At 45.9% G+C, this 17,064-nt stretch carries 15 protein-coding genes and 1 pseudogene; 14 read left to right on the forward strand and 2 right to left on the reverse strand.

Annotated features, from left to right (window positions below; translation table 11 throughout):
• Window positions 1–74 precede the first annotated feature (74 nt).
• The 13 genes from OB236_RS39630 to OB236_RS39690 all read left to right on the forward strand — a co-directional run bounded on the left by OB236_RS39630 (window position 75) and on the right by OB236_RS39690 (window position 14,674).
• Window positions 75–503 carry an RbsD/FucU family protein gene (locus OB236_RS39630; RefSeq protein WP_262689060.1) on the forward strand — a complete coding sequence of 143 codons (429 nt, stop codon included), beginning with the start codon at window positions 75–77 and terminating at the stop codon, window positions 501–503.
• A 37-nt stretch (window positions 504–540) separates the two neighbouring features.
• Entirely contained in the window at window positions 541–1,590 is a 1,050-nt protein-coding gene (locus OB236_RS39635; protein WP_262689061.1) for an aldo/keto reductase, read from the forward strand.
• A gap of 257 nt (window positions 1,591–1,847) precedes the next feature.
• Window positions 1,848–2,639 (forward strand): sugar phosphate isomerase/epimerase family protein, encoded by a 792-nt coding sequence (locus OB236_RS39640; protein ID WP_262689062.1) that lies wholly within the window; start codon window positions 1,848–1,850, stop codon window positions 2,637–2,639.
• A 16-nt stretch (window positions 2,640–2,655) separates the two neighbouring features.
• Window positions 2,656–3,627 carry a Gfo/Idh/MocA family protein gene (locus OB236_RS39645; RefSeq protein WP_262689063.1) on the forward strand — a complete coding sequence of 324 codons (972 nt, stop codon included), beginning with the start codon at window positions 2,656–2,658 and terminating at the stop codon, window positions 3,625–3,627.
• An 87-nt stretch (window positions 3,628–3,714) separates the two neighbouring features.
• Window positions 3,715–4,683, forward strand: coding sequence for an ABC transporter permease (locus tag OB236_RS39650; protein WP_083689831.1), 969 nt, complete (start codon window positions 3,715–3,717; stop codon window positions 4,681–4,683).
• A gap of 19 nt (window positions 4,684–4,702) precedes the next feature.
• Entirely contained in the window at window positions 4,703–5,596 is an 894-nt protein-coding gene (locus OB236_RS39655) for a carbohydrate ABC transporter permease (RefSeq protein ID WP_076236937.1), read from the forward strand.
• Window positions 5,597–5,652: 56 nt separating this feature from the next.
• Entirely contained in the window at window positions 5,653–7,341 is a 1,689-nt protein-coding gene (locus OB236_RS39660; protein ID WP_076236934.1) for a type 2 periplasmic-binding domain-containing protein, read from the forward strand.
• Window positions 7,342–7,366: 25 nt separating this feature from the next.
• Window positions 7,367–8,365 (forward strand): hydroxyacid dehydrogenase, encoded by a 999-nt coding sequence (locus tag OB236_RS39665; protein WP_262689066.1) that lies wholly within the window; start codon window positions 7,367–7,369, stop codon window positions 8,363–8,365.
• Between the two features lie 25 nt (window positions 8,366–8,390).
• Window positions 8,391–9,386: a hydroxyacid dehydrogenase gene (locus OB236_RS39670; RefSeq protein WP_262689067.1), complete on the forward strand. Its 996-nt coding sequence runs from the start codon at window positions 8,391–8,393 to the stop codon at window positions 9,384–9,386.
• 183 nt (window positions 9,387–9,569) lie between these two features.
• Entirely contained in the window at window positions 9,570–10,271 is a 702-nt protein-coding gene (locus OB236_RS39675) for a PadR family transcriptional regulator (protein ID WP_262689068.1), read from the forward strand.
• Between the two features lie 115 nt (window positions 10,272–10,386).
• Entirely contained in the window at window positions 10,387–11,025 is a 639-nt protein-coding gene (locus OB236_RS39680; RefSeq protein ID WP_262689069.1) for an SGNH/GDSL hydrolase family protein, read from the forward strand.
• A gap of 48 nt (window positions 11,026–11,073) precedes the next feature.
• On the forward strand, window positions 11,074–12,819 hold the full coding sequence (locus OB236_RS39685; RefSeq protein WP_262689070.1) for an ABC transporter ATP-binding protein: 1,746 nt from the start codon (window positions 11,074–11,076) through the stop codon (window positions 12,817–12,819).
• Between the two features lie 34 nt (window positions 12,820–12,853).
• Complete coding sequence (locus tag OB236_RS39690) at window positions 12,854–14,674, forward strand: ABC transporter ATP-binding protein (RefSeq protein ID WP_262689084.1); 1,821 nt, start codon at window positions 12,854–12,856, stop codon at window positions 14,672–14,674.
• A 27-nt stretch (window positions 14,675–14,701) separates the two neighbouring features.
• Here the strand turns inward: OB236_RS39690 and OB236_RS39695 are convergent, their stop codons facing one another.
• Both OB236_RS39695 and OB236_RS39700 read right to left on the reverse strand, forming a co-directional pair.
• Complete coding sequence (locus OB236_RS39695) at window positions 14,702–14,869, reverse strand: SE1832 family protein (protein WP_240416819.1); 168 nt, start codon at window positions 14,867–14,869, stop codon at window positions 14,702–14,704.
• A 239-nt stretch (window positions 14,870–15,108) separates the two neighbouring features.
• Entirely contained in the window at window positions 15,109–16,149 is a 1,041-nt protein-coding gene (locus OB236_RS39700; RefSeq protein WP_262689073.1) for a YheC/YheD family endospore coat-associated protein, read from the reverse strand.
• Window positions 16,150–16,352: 203 nt separating this feature from the next.
• On the opposite strand from OB236_RS39700, the pseudogene OB236_RS39705 reads away from it, so the two are divergent.
• Window positions 16,353–17,064, forward strand: a pseudogene (locus tag OB236_RS39705) (collagen-like protein); the annotation flags it as partial.

Consider the following 17,064-nt stretch of genomic DNA (forward strand, 5'->3'; position numbering starts at 1 on the left):
TTAATCGCAATGTTAGAATAATCTAGAAATCGCTTCCAGAAAGTTAAACAAGTCATGCAATTGGGGGTTACAAGATGCTAAGAGGGATCCCATCCATACTATCACCTGAGCTTTTGAAGACCTTGATGGAAATGGGGCACGGCGACGAAATTATTTTGGCGGATGGAAATTTTCCTGCTGCTTCTCACGCGAAGCGTTTGATACGTAGTGACGGGCATTCGATTCCGGATTTGCTTCAAGCGATCATTCCGTTGTTCCCGTTGGATCATGCGACAGAGCATCCGGCGGTTGTGATGTCCCTGCTGCCAGCTGACCCGACACCGGAGGTGTGGGAAGTATACCGTGGTCTGATCCGTCCTCATGAGAGTCGATTCACGGATTTTGGTTATGTGGAACGCTTCTCCTTTTATGAGCGGGCACTTAAGGCTTTTGCTATTGTCGCAACAGGTGACAAGTCTTTTAAAGGCAATCTGATTTTGAAAAAGGGTGTTGTCAGGGATTGAGGCTGTGTGCAGGTATCATAATGAAGGAGGGGGAATTGTGAAAAAACGGGTTTTAGGCACTTCGGGAATTGAAGTTAGTGTGCTCGGTATGGGCTGCTGGCAGTATGGCGGCGGCACCTATTGGGGGGAACAAAGCCAGAAGGATGTTGATGAGGTCGTACACAAGGCGCTGGATCTGGGCGTGAACTACTTTGACACGGCTGAGGTTTACAACGATGGAGCAAGCGAGCTGGCACTTGGGATTTCACTCAAAGGCAGGCGAGCTCAGGCGATTATCGGCAGTAAAATCAGCACCTCGAATACGCAGCCGTCGGTCCTGAGAGCTCATTGTGAGGCAAGCTTGAAGCGGCTGCAAACCGATTATATTGATCTGTATATGCTTCACTGGCCGATCAGTCCGCTATCCGTTAAGCATTTCACTCAGGATGCAGCTCTGATTGCGAATCCGCCGCAGCTTCAGGAAGTTTTTGAAACACTTCAATCTTTGCAAAAGGAAGGGAAAATTCGTCATATCGGCATCAGCAATCACGGTGTGAAGCAGATGAAGGAGGTGCAGGACGCAGGTGTCAAGGTTGTTGCTAATGAAATGGCCTACAATCTGCTGTCACGGGCTATAGAGGAGAGCGTACTGCCCTACTGCATCCAGAATGAGATTGGCGTTATCGGTTATATGCCGCTGCTGCAGGGCTTGCTGACGGATAAAGTCACAAGTCTGGATGAGCTTAGGCCGCTGCAAGCCAGGTCCCGCCATTTCCACCACAGCAGAGGGGAAGGGACGAGGCATGGTGAGGAGGGGGCAGAAGCAGAGATCAAGCAGGCGCTTCAGGAAATTCGTCTGTTGGCCCATACACTTGGCACTCCTATTATCACGCTTGCATTAGCCTGGGCCATTTCCAATGAAGCGATCTGTACGACAATAGTAGGTTCGCGTAATGTCAAGCAGCTAGAATTGAATATTCAGGGTGCGTCCTATGAACTATCGCAGGCAACGATTCAGCGTCTGAATGAGATTACGGAGCCTGTACTGCAAAGGCTGGGCAGCAATCCGGATTACTACGAGAGTCGTCTCAATAGCAGAATTTATTAAAGTTTAAAAATAGACATAATGATATGAGGTACGCTATAAAATTTCTATTAATACAATAAAATCAGAGTAAAATGTGCTTATTTGACTACATTTTAACAAATATTTACTTCCAAATATCAGATCGATCTAAACATAATTTAATTATTGACGTAACTGAGAAGTTTAATATAAAATGATTATATATCTAATGAAAGCGTTATCAATTTTAGTTCTACTTTTTCATAAAAATAACTTACTAAGTAAAGGGAGTGCCATATATGACAATCGATTCAATTTCATTTTCTGTATTTACGAAGCCTTGGAAAGCTGCAACGGTTTGGGAGCTTGGGAAATTTGTAAGTGATTTGGGTTTTGACGGTATTGAATTTCCTCTGCGTGACGGCTACCAGCTAGAACCTGCTAACGCGGATCAATTGCCTCAATTGGTCAAACAATTCGCTGATCATGGCTTGAAAATATTCAGTGTTGCGAGTGAACCGACTGAAAGTGTGTTTGCCGGTTGTGCAGAGGCTGGTATACCGATGATTCGTACGATGCCTGTCATCAAGCATGAGCTAGGTTATCTGGCTTCGGAGCAGTTGGCGCGTGAGCAAATCGATAAGCTGCTGCCGCTTTGTGAAAAGTATGGGGTGAAGATAGGCTGCCAGCAGCATTATGGAAATAATGTTATCGATTCCATGGGTCTGCTTCACTTGCTGGAAGCTTATAACGCTGATCATGTTGGGGCGATCTGGGATACAGCGCATGATGCGTTAGCTGGACAGCAGCCGGAATTTGGACTCGATATCGTATGGTCGCATCTGTGCATGGTCAATTTTAAAAATGCTTATTATAAGCTGTTGAGCGGACCAGAAGCCGAATCGGCAGAATGGAAAAGATATTTCACCTCAGGTCGTCAAGGACTTGCTTCCTGGCCCCGTGCAGCAGCCTATCTTCAAAAACGCAATTACAGCGGAGTGATCTGCTTAAGTGCCGAATATACGAATGAAGCCGATGTAGATCGTTTAATCAAAGAGGATATCGCCTATGCGAAGTCATTATTTGCCTGAGGGGGAGAAAGCATAGATGAATGACAAGCTAAGAGTTGTGTTTATTGGAGCGGGGAGAATGGCTAATAGTGTTCATTATCCTTCACTCTCTTCTTTCGGTGAAGAGGTCGATATTGTCGGGATTTGTGATGTATATCCGGAATCACTGAAGAAAACTGCCGATATGTATGGAATAGAGAATCGTTATACCGATTACAAAGCGATGATTGAAGAGACCAAGCCGGATGCGGTGTATGCGATCGGGCAGCCGCACATCATGTACGATGTATGGATGTGGTGCCTGAGGCAGGGCTTGAATCTGTATATAGAAAAGCCGCTCGGCATTACGATTCATCAGGCTAGAGCTTTGGTGTATACGGCAGAGCAGCATAACTGCATTACCCAGGTAAGCTTTCAAAGACGCAGTTCACCGATGGTTTCAAAGCTGCGTGACGAGTGCCTTAAGCGTGGGCCGATCACCCATGCGGTATGCAAATTTTATAAATCGGAGATCGAACCGTTTCTTGGGGCTCGTGATCGGATGATGGATGATACGGTTCATTCGATCGACACCATTCGCTGGATGTGTGGAGGCGAAGCGGTCAAGATTGAGAGCACAACCAAACGTATAGGTGTTCCCGATATTAACTTTATTTCAGCGACAATTGAATTTGATACGGGAGCAACCGGATATTTGATTAATAGCTGGTCGAGCGGCCGAAGAATATTTTCGGTAGAAATGCATGCCCCTAATATTTGCGTTGAGGCTGAGCATGAAACCAAAGGCTACTTATATGCAGATGGGGATACTACAGGTATTGAATACGATGCGCGTGAAGAAGCCGGCGGCACGGAGCTGTTTCAATATGGCGGGTTTCAGGCCAAACATCGTGAATTTATTGACTGTTTGAAGGCAGGGACACAGCCCTCATCGAATTTCAAGGATGCCTTGAAAACGATGGAGATCGCCGAAGTTATTCTTGCTCAAGCACTGCTTAACGGTAAATGATAATAAGAGGAGGGCTGGGTGGGACTGTAGAGTTTCGGTTTCACCTCGGCTTCAGGCAGCAGGCAGTGAATTGGAGGAGGTGAGCTAATGGCCGTGGAATCGGTAAGTGTTGAAGAGGTGTCTTCAGTGAAGCACACAAGAAAAAGTCGCAGTGTAATCAGGGATATGGCCAAGGTATGGCAGCTATATGTTTTAATGGCACTGCCTTTTGCCTACATTGTCATATTTAAATATGTCCCGATGTATGGGGCTCAAATTGCCTTTAAAAATTTCGTGGCAACAAAAGGAATCTGGGGAAGTCCCTGGATTGGTTTGGATAATTTTGTTCGCTTTTTTGAATCCTATGAGTTTTGGACCATCATGGGTAATACAATCGGTTTAAGCTTCTATCAGCTTGCTGCCGGGTTTCCTTTTCCAATCATACTGGCTTTAAGTTTGAACTATGTGATGCACGATAAATTCAAAAAAATGGTCCAAATGGTCACCTATGCGCCGCATTTTATTTCAGTGGTTGTTATGGTCGGTATCATTTTCCAGGTGCTGGACCCTCGTATCGGACTTGTGAGCGAGCTGCTTAAAGCTTTGGGCTTTGGCTCTGTTAACTTGCTGGGTCAGGCTGAATACTTCAAAAGTATTTATGTATGGTCAGGCGTCTGGCAAAATGTTGGCTTCAGCTGTATCATTTACCTGGCCGCATTGGCGGGAATCGATCCTGCACTGCATGAGGCAGCCGTTGTTGACGGTGCGACCAAATTACGAAGAGTATGGCATGTTGATCTGCCAGGAATTGTACCGATAGCGATGATTTTGCTAATCCTGGAAGTCGGACGTATGCTGGAAATCGGTTTTGAAAAAGCGTTTTTAATGCAAAATCCACTAAATCTTCAAGCCTCTGAGATTATTGACACCTACGTATACAAAGTTGGTCTTGCCTCCACAGTCGTGAACTTCTCTTATTCTTCAGCAATCGGTTTATTTAAAAATGTGATCAATCTGATTTTACTGCTTACCGTGAACCGCCTTGCCAAAAAAATGGGCCAAAGCAGCCTGTGGTAGAAAGGAGGATGGCGACAAAATGAATACGACAGTGAAAGAAGCCGGTGTTGACAGGTTGTTTAATGTTGTCAATTACACCATACTCAGCCTGTTTTTTCTGGCAGTGCTGTACCCGCTCGTTTATATTGTAAGCGCTTCTTTTAGCTCGACGGATGCAGTTATTTCGGGAAGGGTCTGGCTATGGCCAGTTGAACCCGGAATCAAGGGCTATAAGGCTGTATTCGAATATAAAGCAATCTGGACAGGGTTTGGTAACTCGCTGTTTTATACAGCAATTGGCACGATAATTAACGTTGCTTTAACTATTGCGGCAGCCTATCCTTTATCGCGCAAAGACTTTATCGGGCGTAACGCCATTATGTTTATATTTGTATTTACGATTATGTTCTCGGGAGGGATTATCCCGAATTATTTGCTGGTCAAGGATTTAGGCATACTCGATACGCGTTGGGCGATGCTGCTGCCGGCGGCACTGAGCGTGTTCAATGTGATTATCGCCAGAACGTATTTTCAGACGACGCTGCCAAGTGAAATGCTTGAGGCGGCGCAGGTAGACGGATGCACGGATTGGAAGTTTTTGTGGAAGATCGTGATTCCTTTATCAGGACCGATTATTGCTGTTCTTGCACTTTTTTATGCAGTCAGTCATTGGAATACGTACTTCAGTGCTTTACTGTATTTGAAGGAACGCAGCCTATACCCGATACAGATCGTGCTGCGTACGATCCTGATTCAGAATCAGATTGATCCCAGCATGGTCACGAGCGAAGAGGATTTAATTGCCCGGCAGGGGCTTGCCGATTTGCTGAAATATTCCTTGATTGTCGTCGCCACCGCTCCCATGCTGATTGTTTATCCATTTGTGCAAAGGCATTTTGTCAAAGGGGTGATGATAGGCTCCATTAAGGGCTAAGGCGTAATGATGCTTGAGGTACAATGATGATTGATAAGAAAAGGGAGGTTGACTGTATGAGAAAAAAGCTGTACATGATGCTGGCGGTCCCGATGTGCGCCTCATTGATTTTATCTGCTTGCACGAAAGATCAGGCTGCCCCGGCAGCAGGCACTACGACTGCGCCCAAAGAGAGCGCAACTGCTTCTAATGTAACGCCAGTAGGGCAATTCCCTGTTGTAAAAGACAAAATTACGCTGAAGGTTGCGATTAGAGGCAGCAGTCTGGTTGAAGACATGAAGACAAATGGATATACCAAATGGCTTGAAAATAAAACCAATGTCCATGTCGATTGGACGATTTTGGATGAAAAAAGCTACCAGGAGCAGCTGAATTTATTGCTGGCCGGAGGTAATTTGCCGGATGTCCTGATGAATCTCGATGTTTCTCCTGAACAGCAGATGATTTACGGAGAGCAGGGAACCTTCGTTTCCTTTACGGATTTGATCGAAAAATATGGGGACAACACGAAGAAGATTTTTGCGGAAATGCCTGAAGCCAAGAGTGCGGTCACGGCCCCTGGCAATAAAATTTACACACTGCCCTACATTAATGATTGCTTCCATTGTTCCTTGGATTACAAAATGTACGTTTACAAACCGTGGTTGGATAAGCTGGGCTTGAAGGAGCCGACTACCCTTGATGAATTTTATAACATGCTGAAGGCATTTAAAGAAAAAGATCCGAACGGTAATGGCAAGGCGGATGAAATTGCCCTGATCGGCGGCACAGCCAAAGGGGTTTCCAAATCGGATATTGACGTATTTTTGATGAATTCCTTCATTTATGATGATGGCAACAAACGGATGATTGTCAATAATGGGAAAGTGGATGTGGCTTACAATAAGCCTGAATGGAAGGAAGGGCTCAAGTACCTGAATAAGCTGTATAAAGACGGCTTGCTTGACCGCCAATCATTCACGATCGATAAGGAAGGCTTGAAAAAGATTGCCGAAAATCCGGATATTGCGATCGGCGGAGCTATTCCTGCCCACTCTCCTTCGGATATTACAATTGTTGAAGGCAAAAGCGGAAGATGGCTGGAGTATCAACCGATTGCACCGCTCAAAGGACCCAATGGCGTACAAAAAACGACGTGGCTGGCCTACGACAAAATTGCTAACGGTAAAGGCCAATTTATTATGACGAACGCCAATAAAAATCCGGAAGCGACGATGCGGTGGGCGGACGCGATGTATACGTTTGAAGCCTCCTTGTATTCGAACTTCGGTGTGGAAGGCTCTGCATGGGAAAAAGCGAAACCAGGTGATTTGGGTCGAGATGGCAACCCGGCAAGCTACAGACTGTTAATCCCTTATGGGCGCGTACAAAATGAGAACTGGGCACAATACGGTCTGAACTACCGTACCGACAAAGACTACTATGCAGGTCAAGCGGTGCTGAAGCTTCCGGATAAAGAAAAAATGTATTACGACATTACGAAGAAAAATTACGATCCTTATAAACCGAAAATCGATGAGATCATTCCACCTTTATTTTTCTCTCCTGCCGATTCTCAACAACTCGCTGAGTTGGACAAAACGATCAATGATTATGTAAAAACGAGCATTGCGCGTTTTGTTACCGGAGATCTGGACATTGAGAAAGAGTGGACCAACTATGTAGCCACGCTGGATAAAATGAATCTTAAAAAATATTTGGAAATTTATCAAAAAGCTCTCGACGGGAAAAACGTCAAGAAATAAGTGGCCGGAGGGGGGCGTGGCTTCGATGCGTACCATTTTGGTGCAAATTCCACACGATCAGATCGAACTCTTTTTCACCGATGAAAGCCTTGAAGGTATTCATCAGCTCGGCAATATCATATGGAACCCACACCATCGTCCATTTACCGAGCAGGAGCTATGCGAGCACATCCAGGGAGTGGATACCGTCATCACAACCTGGAGAAGCGCTCCTATCAGTGAAGAGGTACTAAAGCACGCCGATCAGCTCAAGCTGATCGCTCACATGGCTGGCTCCGTGAAACCGATTCTGCCTACCCTTGACGTTTATCGTCGTGGAATTCGGGTGTTGAACAGTAACTACGCGATCGGAGTTTCGGTCAGTGAATCCGTGCTGGCGCTAATTTTGGCATTGGGACATAAAATCATTCCCGTGAACAAAGAGATGGGAACGGGCAGAAATGCCAAAAGCGCGGTATATGAAACCTATGAATTAAGAGGAAGAACCGTTGGTTTGATTGGCTTGGGCATGGTTGCCCGCGAGGTGATTAAGCTGCTTCAACCGTTCGGCGTCAAGCTTCTTGGCTGCGATCCCTTTGTGTCGGCAGAACAGGCCCAGGAATGGAATGTCGAGCTAAAACCTTTGCATGATGTTATAGCTGAATCCCATATTGTGTCGCTGCATGCCCCTAAGGTACCGGAAACGTATCAGATGATCGGGCACAAGGAATTGTCGCTGCTCCGTGACGGAGCTCTGCTCATTAATACAGCGCGTGGGGATTTGATTGATGAGGCTGCATTAATTGAGGAGCTGAGGAAGAAGCGGTTTTATGCCGGACTGGATGTATTTATTGTGGAGCCGCTGTCTGCTGACAGCGAGCTTCGCCACATGGACAACGTTATCGTAAGACCGCACTTGGCCGGAGTTAATCCGGATTCACGCTTGCGAATAGGCACGTTAATGGTACAGGAGCTGCAGCAATTTTATAACAACGGACCGCTGCGCTTTGAAGTGAAGGAGTCGCAGCTTGCCATTATGACTTGAACTTATAGAAAGAAGGAACAGGAGAATGGGAAAACCGAAGGCACTTATACTACCACCGAAGTCCAGACTAGATGAGGTATGCTCGGATACTTGCAAAAGCTTGATCAACGAGCATTTTGATCCGTTATGGAACGAAACGGGTGTTGATTACACCGAAGAAGAACTCGCTGCTTTAATCGGATCGGCTGAGATCATTCTCACCAGCTGGGGTTCTCCAGCAATTACTGAGGCAATGCTGGAGCAGGCGCCTAAGCTGCGAGTGATCGGACACGCTGCAGGTACCGTTAAAGGAAGGATCCCGCCAACGGCTTTTTCCAAGCAGGTACGCGTCTTCTCGGCAGCACCAAGAATTGCTCATAGTGTAGGTGAGTATTGTTTAACTGTGTTGATGTCATCACTTCGCTATATGCCAACCTTTGATAAGCAAGTGAAAGCAGGGCAATGGCGTGTCAGTTCTTTAAAGGGCAGAGAATTAGCGGGACAGACGATTGGAATCGTATCGGCAAGCTCGACGGCAAGGGCATTTCTTAAGCTGCTGGCGCCCTTTCATGTCAACGTACTCGTATATGACCCGTATTTAAAGGATGAAGCAGCAGCTCAGCTGCAGGTTACCAAAGCCAGTCTGGAGGAGGTCATGCGCTGCTCGATTATATCGATTCATGCGCCAAAGCTTCCGGCAACTTATAAAATGGTGACGAAAGAGATGATCGCTTCGATTCCGGATGGCGCCATTCTGATCAATTCTTCCCGAGCTGATGTGCTTGATGAGGAAGCGCTCATAGAAGAGCTGCAAAAGGGCCGGTTTTTCGCTGCGCTTGACGTGTTTACCAAGGAGCCGCTGCCTGAGGACAGTCCTCTCACGAAGCTGGATAATGTGCTGCTTTCTTCTCATGTCGCCGGGGCTACGGTTCAAGGTCATTTGGCGCTGATGGAGGGTGTTGTCGAGGATATATTGAAAGGTTTTAAGCAGGAAAAAACAAGCATGGAAGTGACTCAGGCTATGTGGGAGAATATGGCCTAAGAAGCCAATTGTGAATCCCGCCTGTGGAGCTTGACTTGTTCATCAGAATTACAGAAAAAAGGAGATCTTAGATCTCCTTTTTTGTGCTCATATCGGTATTAAAGAAAATAGAATACAAAAGGTTGTTGACGAATACGATATATCGTTATATTATTACGATATATCGTATTGAGGAGTGAACATATGATGAGAATTAACCATGGACGTCATTATGGTCGAAAAGGTGTTGCTCATGAAGAGAAGTTTTTGAGATACCGTCATGGCGGTTCGCAGGGTGGTTTTGGAGGACGTGGGGAAGGCAAACGTCGTTTCTTTGAGCGCGGGGAGTTCAAATTCGCTTTACTGGAGTTGCTGGCCTTGGAGCCGATGCACGGTTATCAGCTGATCAAGGCTATGGAAGAGAAAACAGGTGGCTTGTACACCCCCAGTGCAGGTTCTATCTACCCTAATTTACAGCTGCTAGAAGACATGAAACTTATTTTAGGCTTCATTGATGAAGCAGATGGTAAGAAGCTTTACCGAATAACGGATGAGGGACTGGCAGCTCTTCGTGAAAGAGAAAGTGAAGAGAACAAACAGCCAGAGGATCACTGGGAACGTCCCGGACGACATAGGCATTCCGGTGGTGGTCATAGAAGGCGTGATTTGCGTGGTTTTATGAAGGAATGGTCTGAAGTCATTTATATAATGGCGAGAGCAGCAGAAGCCGTGCAGGAAAACCCCACCTCCAAGCATGCAGCTCAGTTTCAAGAAATAATGACCAATTTTCAAAACGATTTGAAACAATTTTTGGTTTCTGTCCCGAATCCCAGTATGCATGACAAAGCTGTTCAGCCAACAGAAACGGATTCAATAACGGACGACAATCAAGAGGACAAACTTTAATTTGTAACAACGACATCAAAGTCATATTTAGTAGCTGTTGCTTTTCAAAAATATGGTATAATAATCAAAGCTTTTTTTATACCTATTCGTATTGAACCTTAGGAGGAAGTAGCCGATGGAAGCATGGATTCAGCAGGGCGATGTAGTGTTATTTCAAGGAGATAGTATTACCGATGCAGGTCGGAACCGCGACAAATCGGATGATCTCGGCAAAGGTTATGCGTTAATGGCAGCTGCGCAATTTTCAGCTCTATACCCAGAAAAGCAAGCGACATTTATAAACCGAGGCATTAGTGGCAACCGCGTTGTCGATTTGCAGCAGCGCTGGCAGCAGGATTGTATCGATTTGAAGCCTAATGTGGTATCGATTTATATTGGAATTAATGATACTTGGCGTCGATATGACCGTAATGATCCAACCTCTACAGAGCAATTCGCTGAAGGTTATCGTAAGCTGCTGAGAGAAACGGTGGCTGCGACAGGAGCCAGACTTGTTCTGATCGAACCGTTCCTGCTGCCGGTACCGGAGGATCGTAAGCGCTGGAGAGAAGATTTGGATCCGAAAATTACGGTTGTTCGTGAATTGGCTGTTGAGTTCGGAGCCAGGCTGGTTTGTCTGGACGGTTTATTTGCGCAGGCTTCTACACGTGCGTCTGCTGCTTTCTGGGCACCGGACGGTGTGCATCCATCTCCAGGGGGACACGCACTGATTGCTAAAGCCTGGCTGCAGACGGTAGGAGCTCTGAACAGCTAGAATGAAAAGAAAAGCTTCAGACTGTGGCGATTGGAGGAGAGTAGCTCCATGCAATTTTTACATAGCTATGCAGGTAAGTATTGGAAGCTTTTCAGTGTAGCCTTTGCATTTCTGACTTTAGAAGCCATATGCGATTTACTGCTGCCAAGCGTTATGGCTGAAATTATCGATGTAGGCGTAGCCAAACAGCAATTGGATTTTGTCTTGCGTATGGGCGGTCTTATGCTGCTGATTACGGCAGTCGGTGCGGTATCCGCTTCCATGCGGAACATCCTGGCAACCCATGTATCCCAACGGTTTGCTGCCGAGCTGCGTTCCGATTTATTTCGTAAAATTCAATCGCTTTCATTTGAGAATATCGACAAATTTGATCGAGCTGCGTTGATCACCCGACTGACCAGCGATGTCACCCAGGTACAAAACTTTGCGAACGGACTTATGCGGATTTTTGCCAAGGCGCCCTTGCTCTGTATCGGTGCACTGATTATGGCTGTCCGCCTGAATCCCCATCTATCGTTGGTGCTTGTTGTCGTTGTACCGATTGTTGGCATATTAATCTTTATTAATATGAAGATAGGCTTTCCTTTTTTTATCAAGGTGCAAAAGGCGCTGGATCGTGTTAACAGTGTGATGAGAGAATATTTGTCCGGTGTCAGAGTGGTCAGAGCGTTCAACCGTTTTGATTATGAGGTTAATAAATTCGATCAAGCCAATCAGGAGTATCAGTCTCGTTCCACGATAGCGATGCGGGCTATGGCTGTGTTCAGTCCTGCGATAACCTTGACGGTTAATCTCGGGATCGTAACCGTGATCTGGCTTGGAGGTTTACGAGTCAGCTCTGGCAGTATGCAGGTCGGGCATATCATTGCTTTTGTCAACTATATGACGCAGATATTGTTCGCGTTGATGACGATCACGATGGTATTTAATATGTTTGTCAGAGCCAAGGCTTCGGCTGGGCGTATTAATGAAGTGTTTATTCAGGAGAATGGGATGGCAGGAAATTACGGAGCCATGAACGTTACAGCTATAAAGGGAAGAGTCGATTTTGAGAACGTAAGCTTCTCTTACGCGGAAACGTCCGGACCGCCTGTGATTAAAAATTTGACAATGACCTGTTTGCCTGGTGAAACAGTAGGTATTATCGGGTCTACGGGCTCTGGGAAAAGCAGCCTGGTGTCGCTCATTCCGCGTTTTTACGATGTAAGCGCAGGCGTGATTCGGGTCAATGGACAGGATGTCAGAGACATGGATCCGAAGCAGCTTCGTGAAAAGATTGCCATTGTTCCGCAAAAAACGATGCTGTTTACAGGCACAGTGCTCGAAAATATTCGATTTGGCAAAGAAGATGCCACGATGGAAGAGGTTGAGAGAGCGGCACGAATGGCCGATGCCCATGATTTCGTCAGTTCTTTTGCCGAGGGCTATGAGACCGTTCTGGGACAGCATGGTGTTAACTTCTCCGGTGGGCAAAAGCAGCGTGTCTCCATAGCCCGTGCCTTGGTGCGACAGCCGGAAATTTTGATTTTGGATGACTGTACCAGCGCGGTCGACGTCACGACTGAGGCCAACATCAAGCGTGCTTTGAAGTTGTATGCCAAGGATCTTACCTGTCTCATTATTGCGCAGCGGATTACCTCTGTCATGGATGCTGACACGATTGTTGTGCTCGATCAAGGTCAGATTGTCGGTACAGGCAAGCATGATGAGCTGATGAAAAGCTGCGAGGTTTATCGGGAAATATTCCAATCCCAGATGGGAAAGGAGACGCTCAAAAATGCCGGAGAAAAATGAACAGAAGCCAGCGTCCGTGCAGCCGGATATTCCCATGATGGCAGGTGCGGGAAGGCCGGGAATGATGAATCGCGGGAGAGCCGTAGTCAAGCCCAAAAACTTTAAAGCTACCATGCGGCGGTTGTGGCAATATGTAGGCAGTGAAAGAAAGCTGCTGATGGTTGTGTTTATGTTTGTCGTTATTGATTCAGCGCTTACATTATCCGCACCTTATCTAATTGGTGTCTCTGTAGATACGATGACCAGCGACAGCGCCGGAACCGTCAATTTCAAGCTGCTGGAAATGGTTATTATAGCTTTAATAGCTGCTTATGTGGCTGATGCACTGCTTACCTTTTTGCAGGGCTGGTTGATGGCGGGTATTTCCCAACGGATTGTGATGAAGCTGCGAACTGCCTTATTTGAAAAGCTGCAAAAGCTGCCGCTCGCCTATTTCGATTCCCGCAGGCACGGTGAAATTATGAGCCGATTGTCCAACGATATTGAAAATGTAAGCAGCAGCTTATCACAATCAATCACACAGCTGATGGGCGGTTCGATTGCGATTATCGGTTCCTTGGTGATGATGCTGATCTTAAGTCCATTACTAACCTTGGCCAGTATGATTACAGTGCCACTCGTCTATTTATTGGCCCGTACGATTACCAAGAGAACGAGTGTGCTGTTCAAGGATCAGCAGGTTCAGCTCGGCAAGTTGAATGGTCATGTCGAGGAGACCATATCCGGTATTGAGGTGGTCAAAGCTTTCAATCGTGAAGACAAAGCGATAGAAGAATTTGATGCCGTAAATGCCAAGCTGTGCGAGGTTGGCCTGAAGGCGCAAATATGGTCAGGCTTTTTGATGCCGCTGCTCGCAGTGATTAACAACATTGGTTTTGCTGCGGTTGCTGTAGTCGGTGGTGTGCTTGCTGTCAAAGGTTTGATCACTGTCGGTATTATTGCCAGCTTTCTGAGCTACTCCCGGCAGTTTGTCAGACCGCTCAATGAGATCGCCAACATATTTAACGTGCTGCAATCTGGTGTTGCCGGAGCAGAACGTGTATTTGAGGTACTTGACGAGCTTGAGGAAACGGCCGATGCACCGAACGCCATCCCTTTGGAAAACGCCAAAGGTCATGTCGTATTTGAAAATGTCAGCTTTGGTTATCGTCCTGATGTGCCAATCCTGAAAAATATCAGCTTTGAATCGCAGGAAGGCAGCAGCACCGCATTTGTAGGACCAACAGGAGCTGGAAAAACCACAATCGTCAATCTGGTAACGAGGTTTTATGATGTAACGGGCGGAAGAATCCTGATTGATGGCAGAGATATCAAGGAGTATACGAGGGACAGCTTGAGAAAAGCCTTTGGGATCGTGCTGCAGGATACATATTTATTCTCAGGTACAATCAAGGAAAATATCAAATATGGCAAATCGGATGCGACGGACGAGGAAATCGAAGCTGCGGCGGTGATGGCCAATGCAGATGCTTTTATTAAACGTCTGCCCAATCAGTACGAATCGCTGCTTTCGGAGAATGGTGGTAATCTAAGCCAGGGACAGCGTCAGCTTCTGGCTATTGCCCGGGTAATATTAGCGAAGCCATCCATCTTAATTCTTGACGAAGCTACGAGCAGCATTGACACTCGAACAGAGCTACACATTCAGGATGCTTTGTTAAGTATCATGCAAGGGCGCACGAGCTTTATCATTGCCCATCGTTTGAACACCATTCGCGATGCGGATACGATCACAGTTATTGATCATGGTGAGATTGTGGAGCAAGGCAGCCATGACCGTTTGATCAACGAACAGGGCGCCTATAATCGAATGTTTAACAATCAGTTCAAAAATTTGGAGAGTGCTTTGGATTAAGCAGGGGGATGAAAGTTTGATGATTGATCACTGTTGCTGATGAAGCAGCTTTAATTCATCCTCAATAGCTTGAAGCTGACGTTCAGCATTGGTCATGCTGCCGCCTGTGGACTCCATTTTTTCAATATCCTCTTGAATACGAATGTAATCGTATTTTAATTCGGCAATTCTTGCCTTGATTTGATCTTTTGTCATACTGAGCGGCTCCTTTATTCTATAAGTTAGTCTTGAATTAGATTACGCAAAATGAAGTGGTTTGTAAAGTATGACACAGAGAATGTTAAAGTTTAATAGTAAACAAAAAGCTGCTGATTATCGAATCTGCAGCTTTTTTGGCATGAAATCTATAATAATTTAGAACGGATACCTCAACACAACACTGAACAAATCTATATGAAATCATACGCGAAAACTTCCTAACGACTTGTTCTCCTTCAATTTTGCGAGAGATAATAAGCATATTCCATGGGTCTGCTATAAATTAGTTTGGTGTGTTTAATTGATTTAAGGTCTTTATATATATTTTTCTGGGGTTTTCCGTTTAGCTCCATAATCCGTAGTTTACTGTGTTCGTCTAATACAAAATCCACGCTCAATTCTCCTAATGAACCCATATGTGTTTCTGCCTCATGTGCGGCATTTATACTTAGCTCTTGCAAAGTTTGAAGGATTTCATTCATTTTTAGTGGTGCGAAAAAACGCGGAAGAATTTCTGCAGCATCATACATGGCTTCACATATGCTTGTGTTGAAGTAATGTTTATATGCGACTCTACAGGCGAGGCTGGAAACCGTCCATTCTCCAACAATATCTTTTTGGACAAGGACCCGAATATCAAAATATTTTTGATCAAGCTGACTCATACGAATCCCTTGCTGAACAATATATTTCTTCTTTTGCCCAAGAAGTTTATCCAATTTTTCCTGAAGGTTTTCGTATTTTCTGCAAATGATTCTTGGAGCAAGGCTGTGTAAAGAGATATGAATATCTCCGTGATCTGTTAGCTCAACCCGATATACGGACTTTCCCTTACATCCGTAGTAAGGTTTAATATACAACAGTTTATATTTCTCTAATAGCTCTGATATCTTCACTTCATGATATAAAAATGTGTCAGGGACACAGGATTTAAGATTTGACTGTTTTAACACGTTATAGAGATCCCATTTATTGAAAAAATTGATATTATTGAAACATTTGTTTCTGCCTAATACCATCTCCAAGCGTTGAGTGGTTACAGTTTTTTTGTTGAAGCTCTGGTTGTAGACGACATAAGGAAAAGGAAACGAACTTTGTGTCCATCTACCCTTTTTCAGGCCAAGTCCAATAATACGTTGTTCCTTCCAAATAATATCTGCCGGTGTAAAGGCGATAAGCTTCAGATTTAGACTGTGATAACGATGACAAAGCTGCAAAATTCTTTTTCTACTACTCCTTTTAGTTACCAGAATACCTATTAATGGGCGCTTCTCCATCTCATCACTCCTAAGCTTCAATCTCTTTTATTAGTTAATGCTAGCATAGACATCTGTGCATAGGACAATCGCATAATTGTATAGAAAATCAGCGAATGTACGGCTGCAATCACCTATTTTAAAGATAGATAGGCATTTACTATGCTTATCTTTTTAATCTTTTAAATATGATGCAGTACGTTGGATAATAGGGAGATGAGACTATGGGGAAATTTAATGGCCCTCCAGGACCTCCAGGACCCGAAGGGCCGGAAGGACCGAGAGGGCTTCAGGGACCAGTGGGGCCGGAAGGATCGCAAGGACGGCAGGGACTAGTAGGACCGGCTGGAGAAACAGGCGCGCGAGGGCTCGAAGGAGCAGCCGGAGCAACAGGAGCGACCGGACCAGCGGGAGAGAAAGGTGGGACAGGGCCAACTGGAGCGAAAGGTGCGACAGGGGCAACAGGAATGGCGGGTGCGACGGGTGTAACGGGAGTATCAGGTGCAACTGGAGCAACAGGAGCATCTGGAACGCAAGGGCCAGCAGGAACACCGGGAACCCGAGGACCATCAGGAGCGCAGGGAACGCAAGGGCCAGCAGGAGCATCTGGAACGCAAGGGCCAGCAGGAATACCGGGAACCCGAGGACCGCAAGGGCCAGCGGGAGCATCTGGAACGCAAGGGCCAGCAGGAACACCGGGAACCCGAGGACCAACAGGAGCATCTGGAACGCAAGGACCAACAGGAGCACCTGGAACGCAAGGACCAACAGGAGCACCTGGAACACAAGGACTAACAGGAGCACAGGGAACACAAGGACTAACAGGAGAACAGGGAACGCAAGGACCAACAGGAGCACATGGAACGCAAGGACCAGCAGGAGAAAAGGGAACGCAAGGACTAACAGGAGCACAGGGAACGCAAGGTCCAACAGGAG

The sequence above is a fragment of the Paenibacillus baimaensis genome (genome assembly GCF_025567575.1).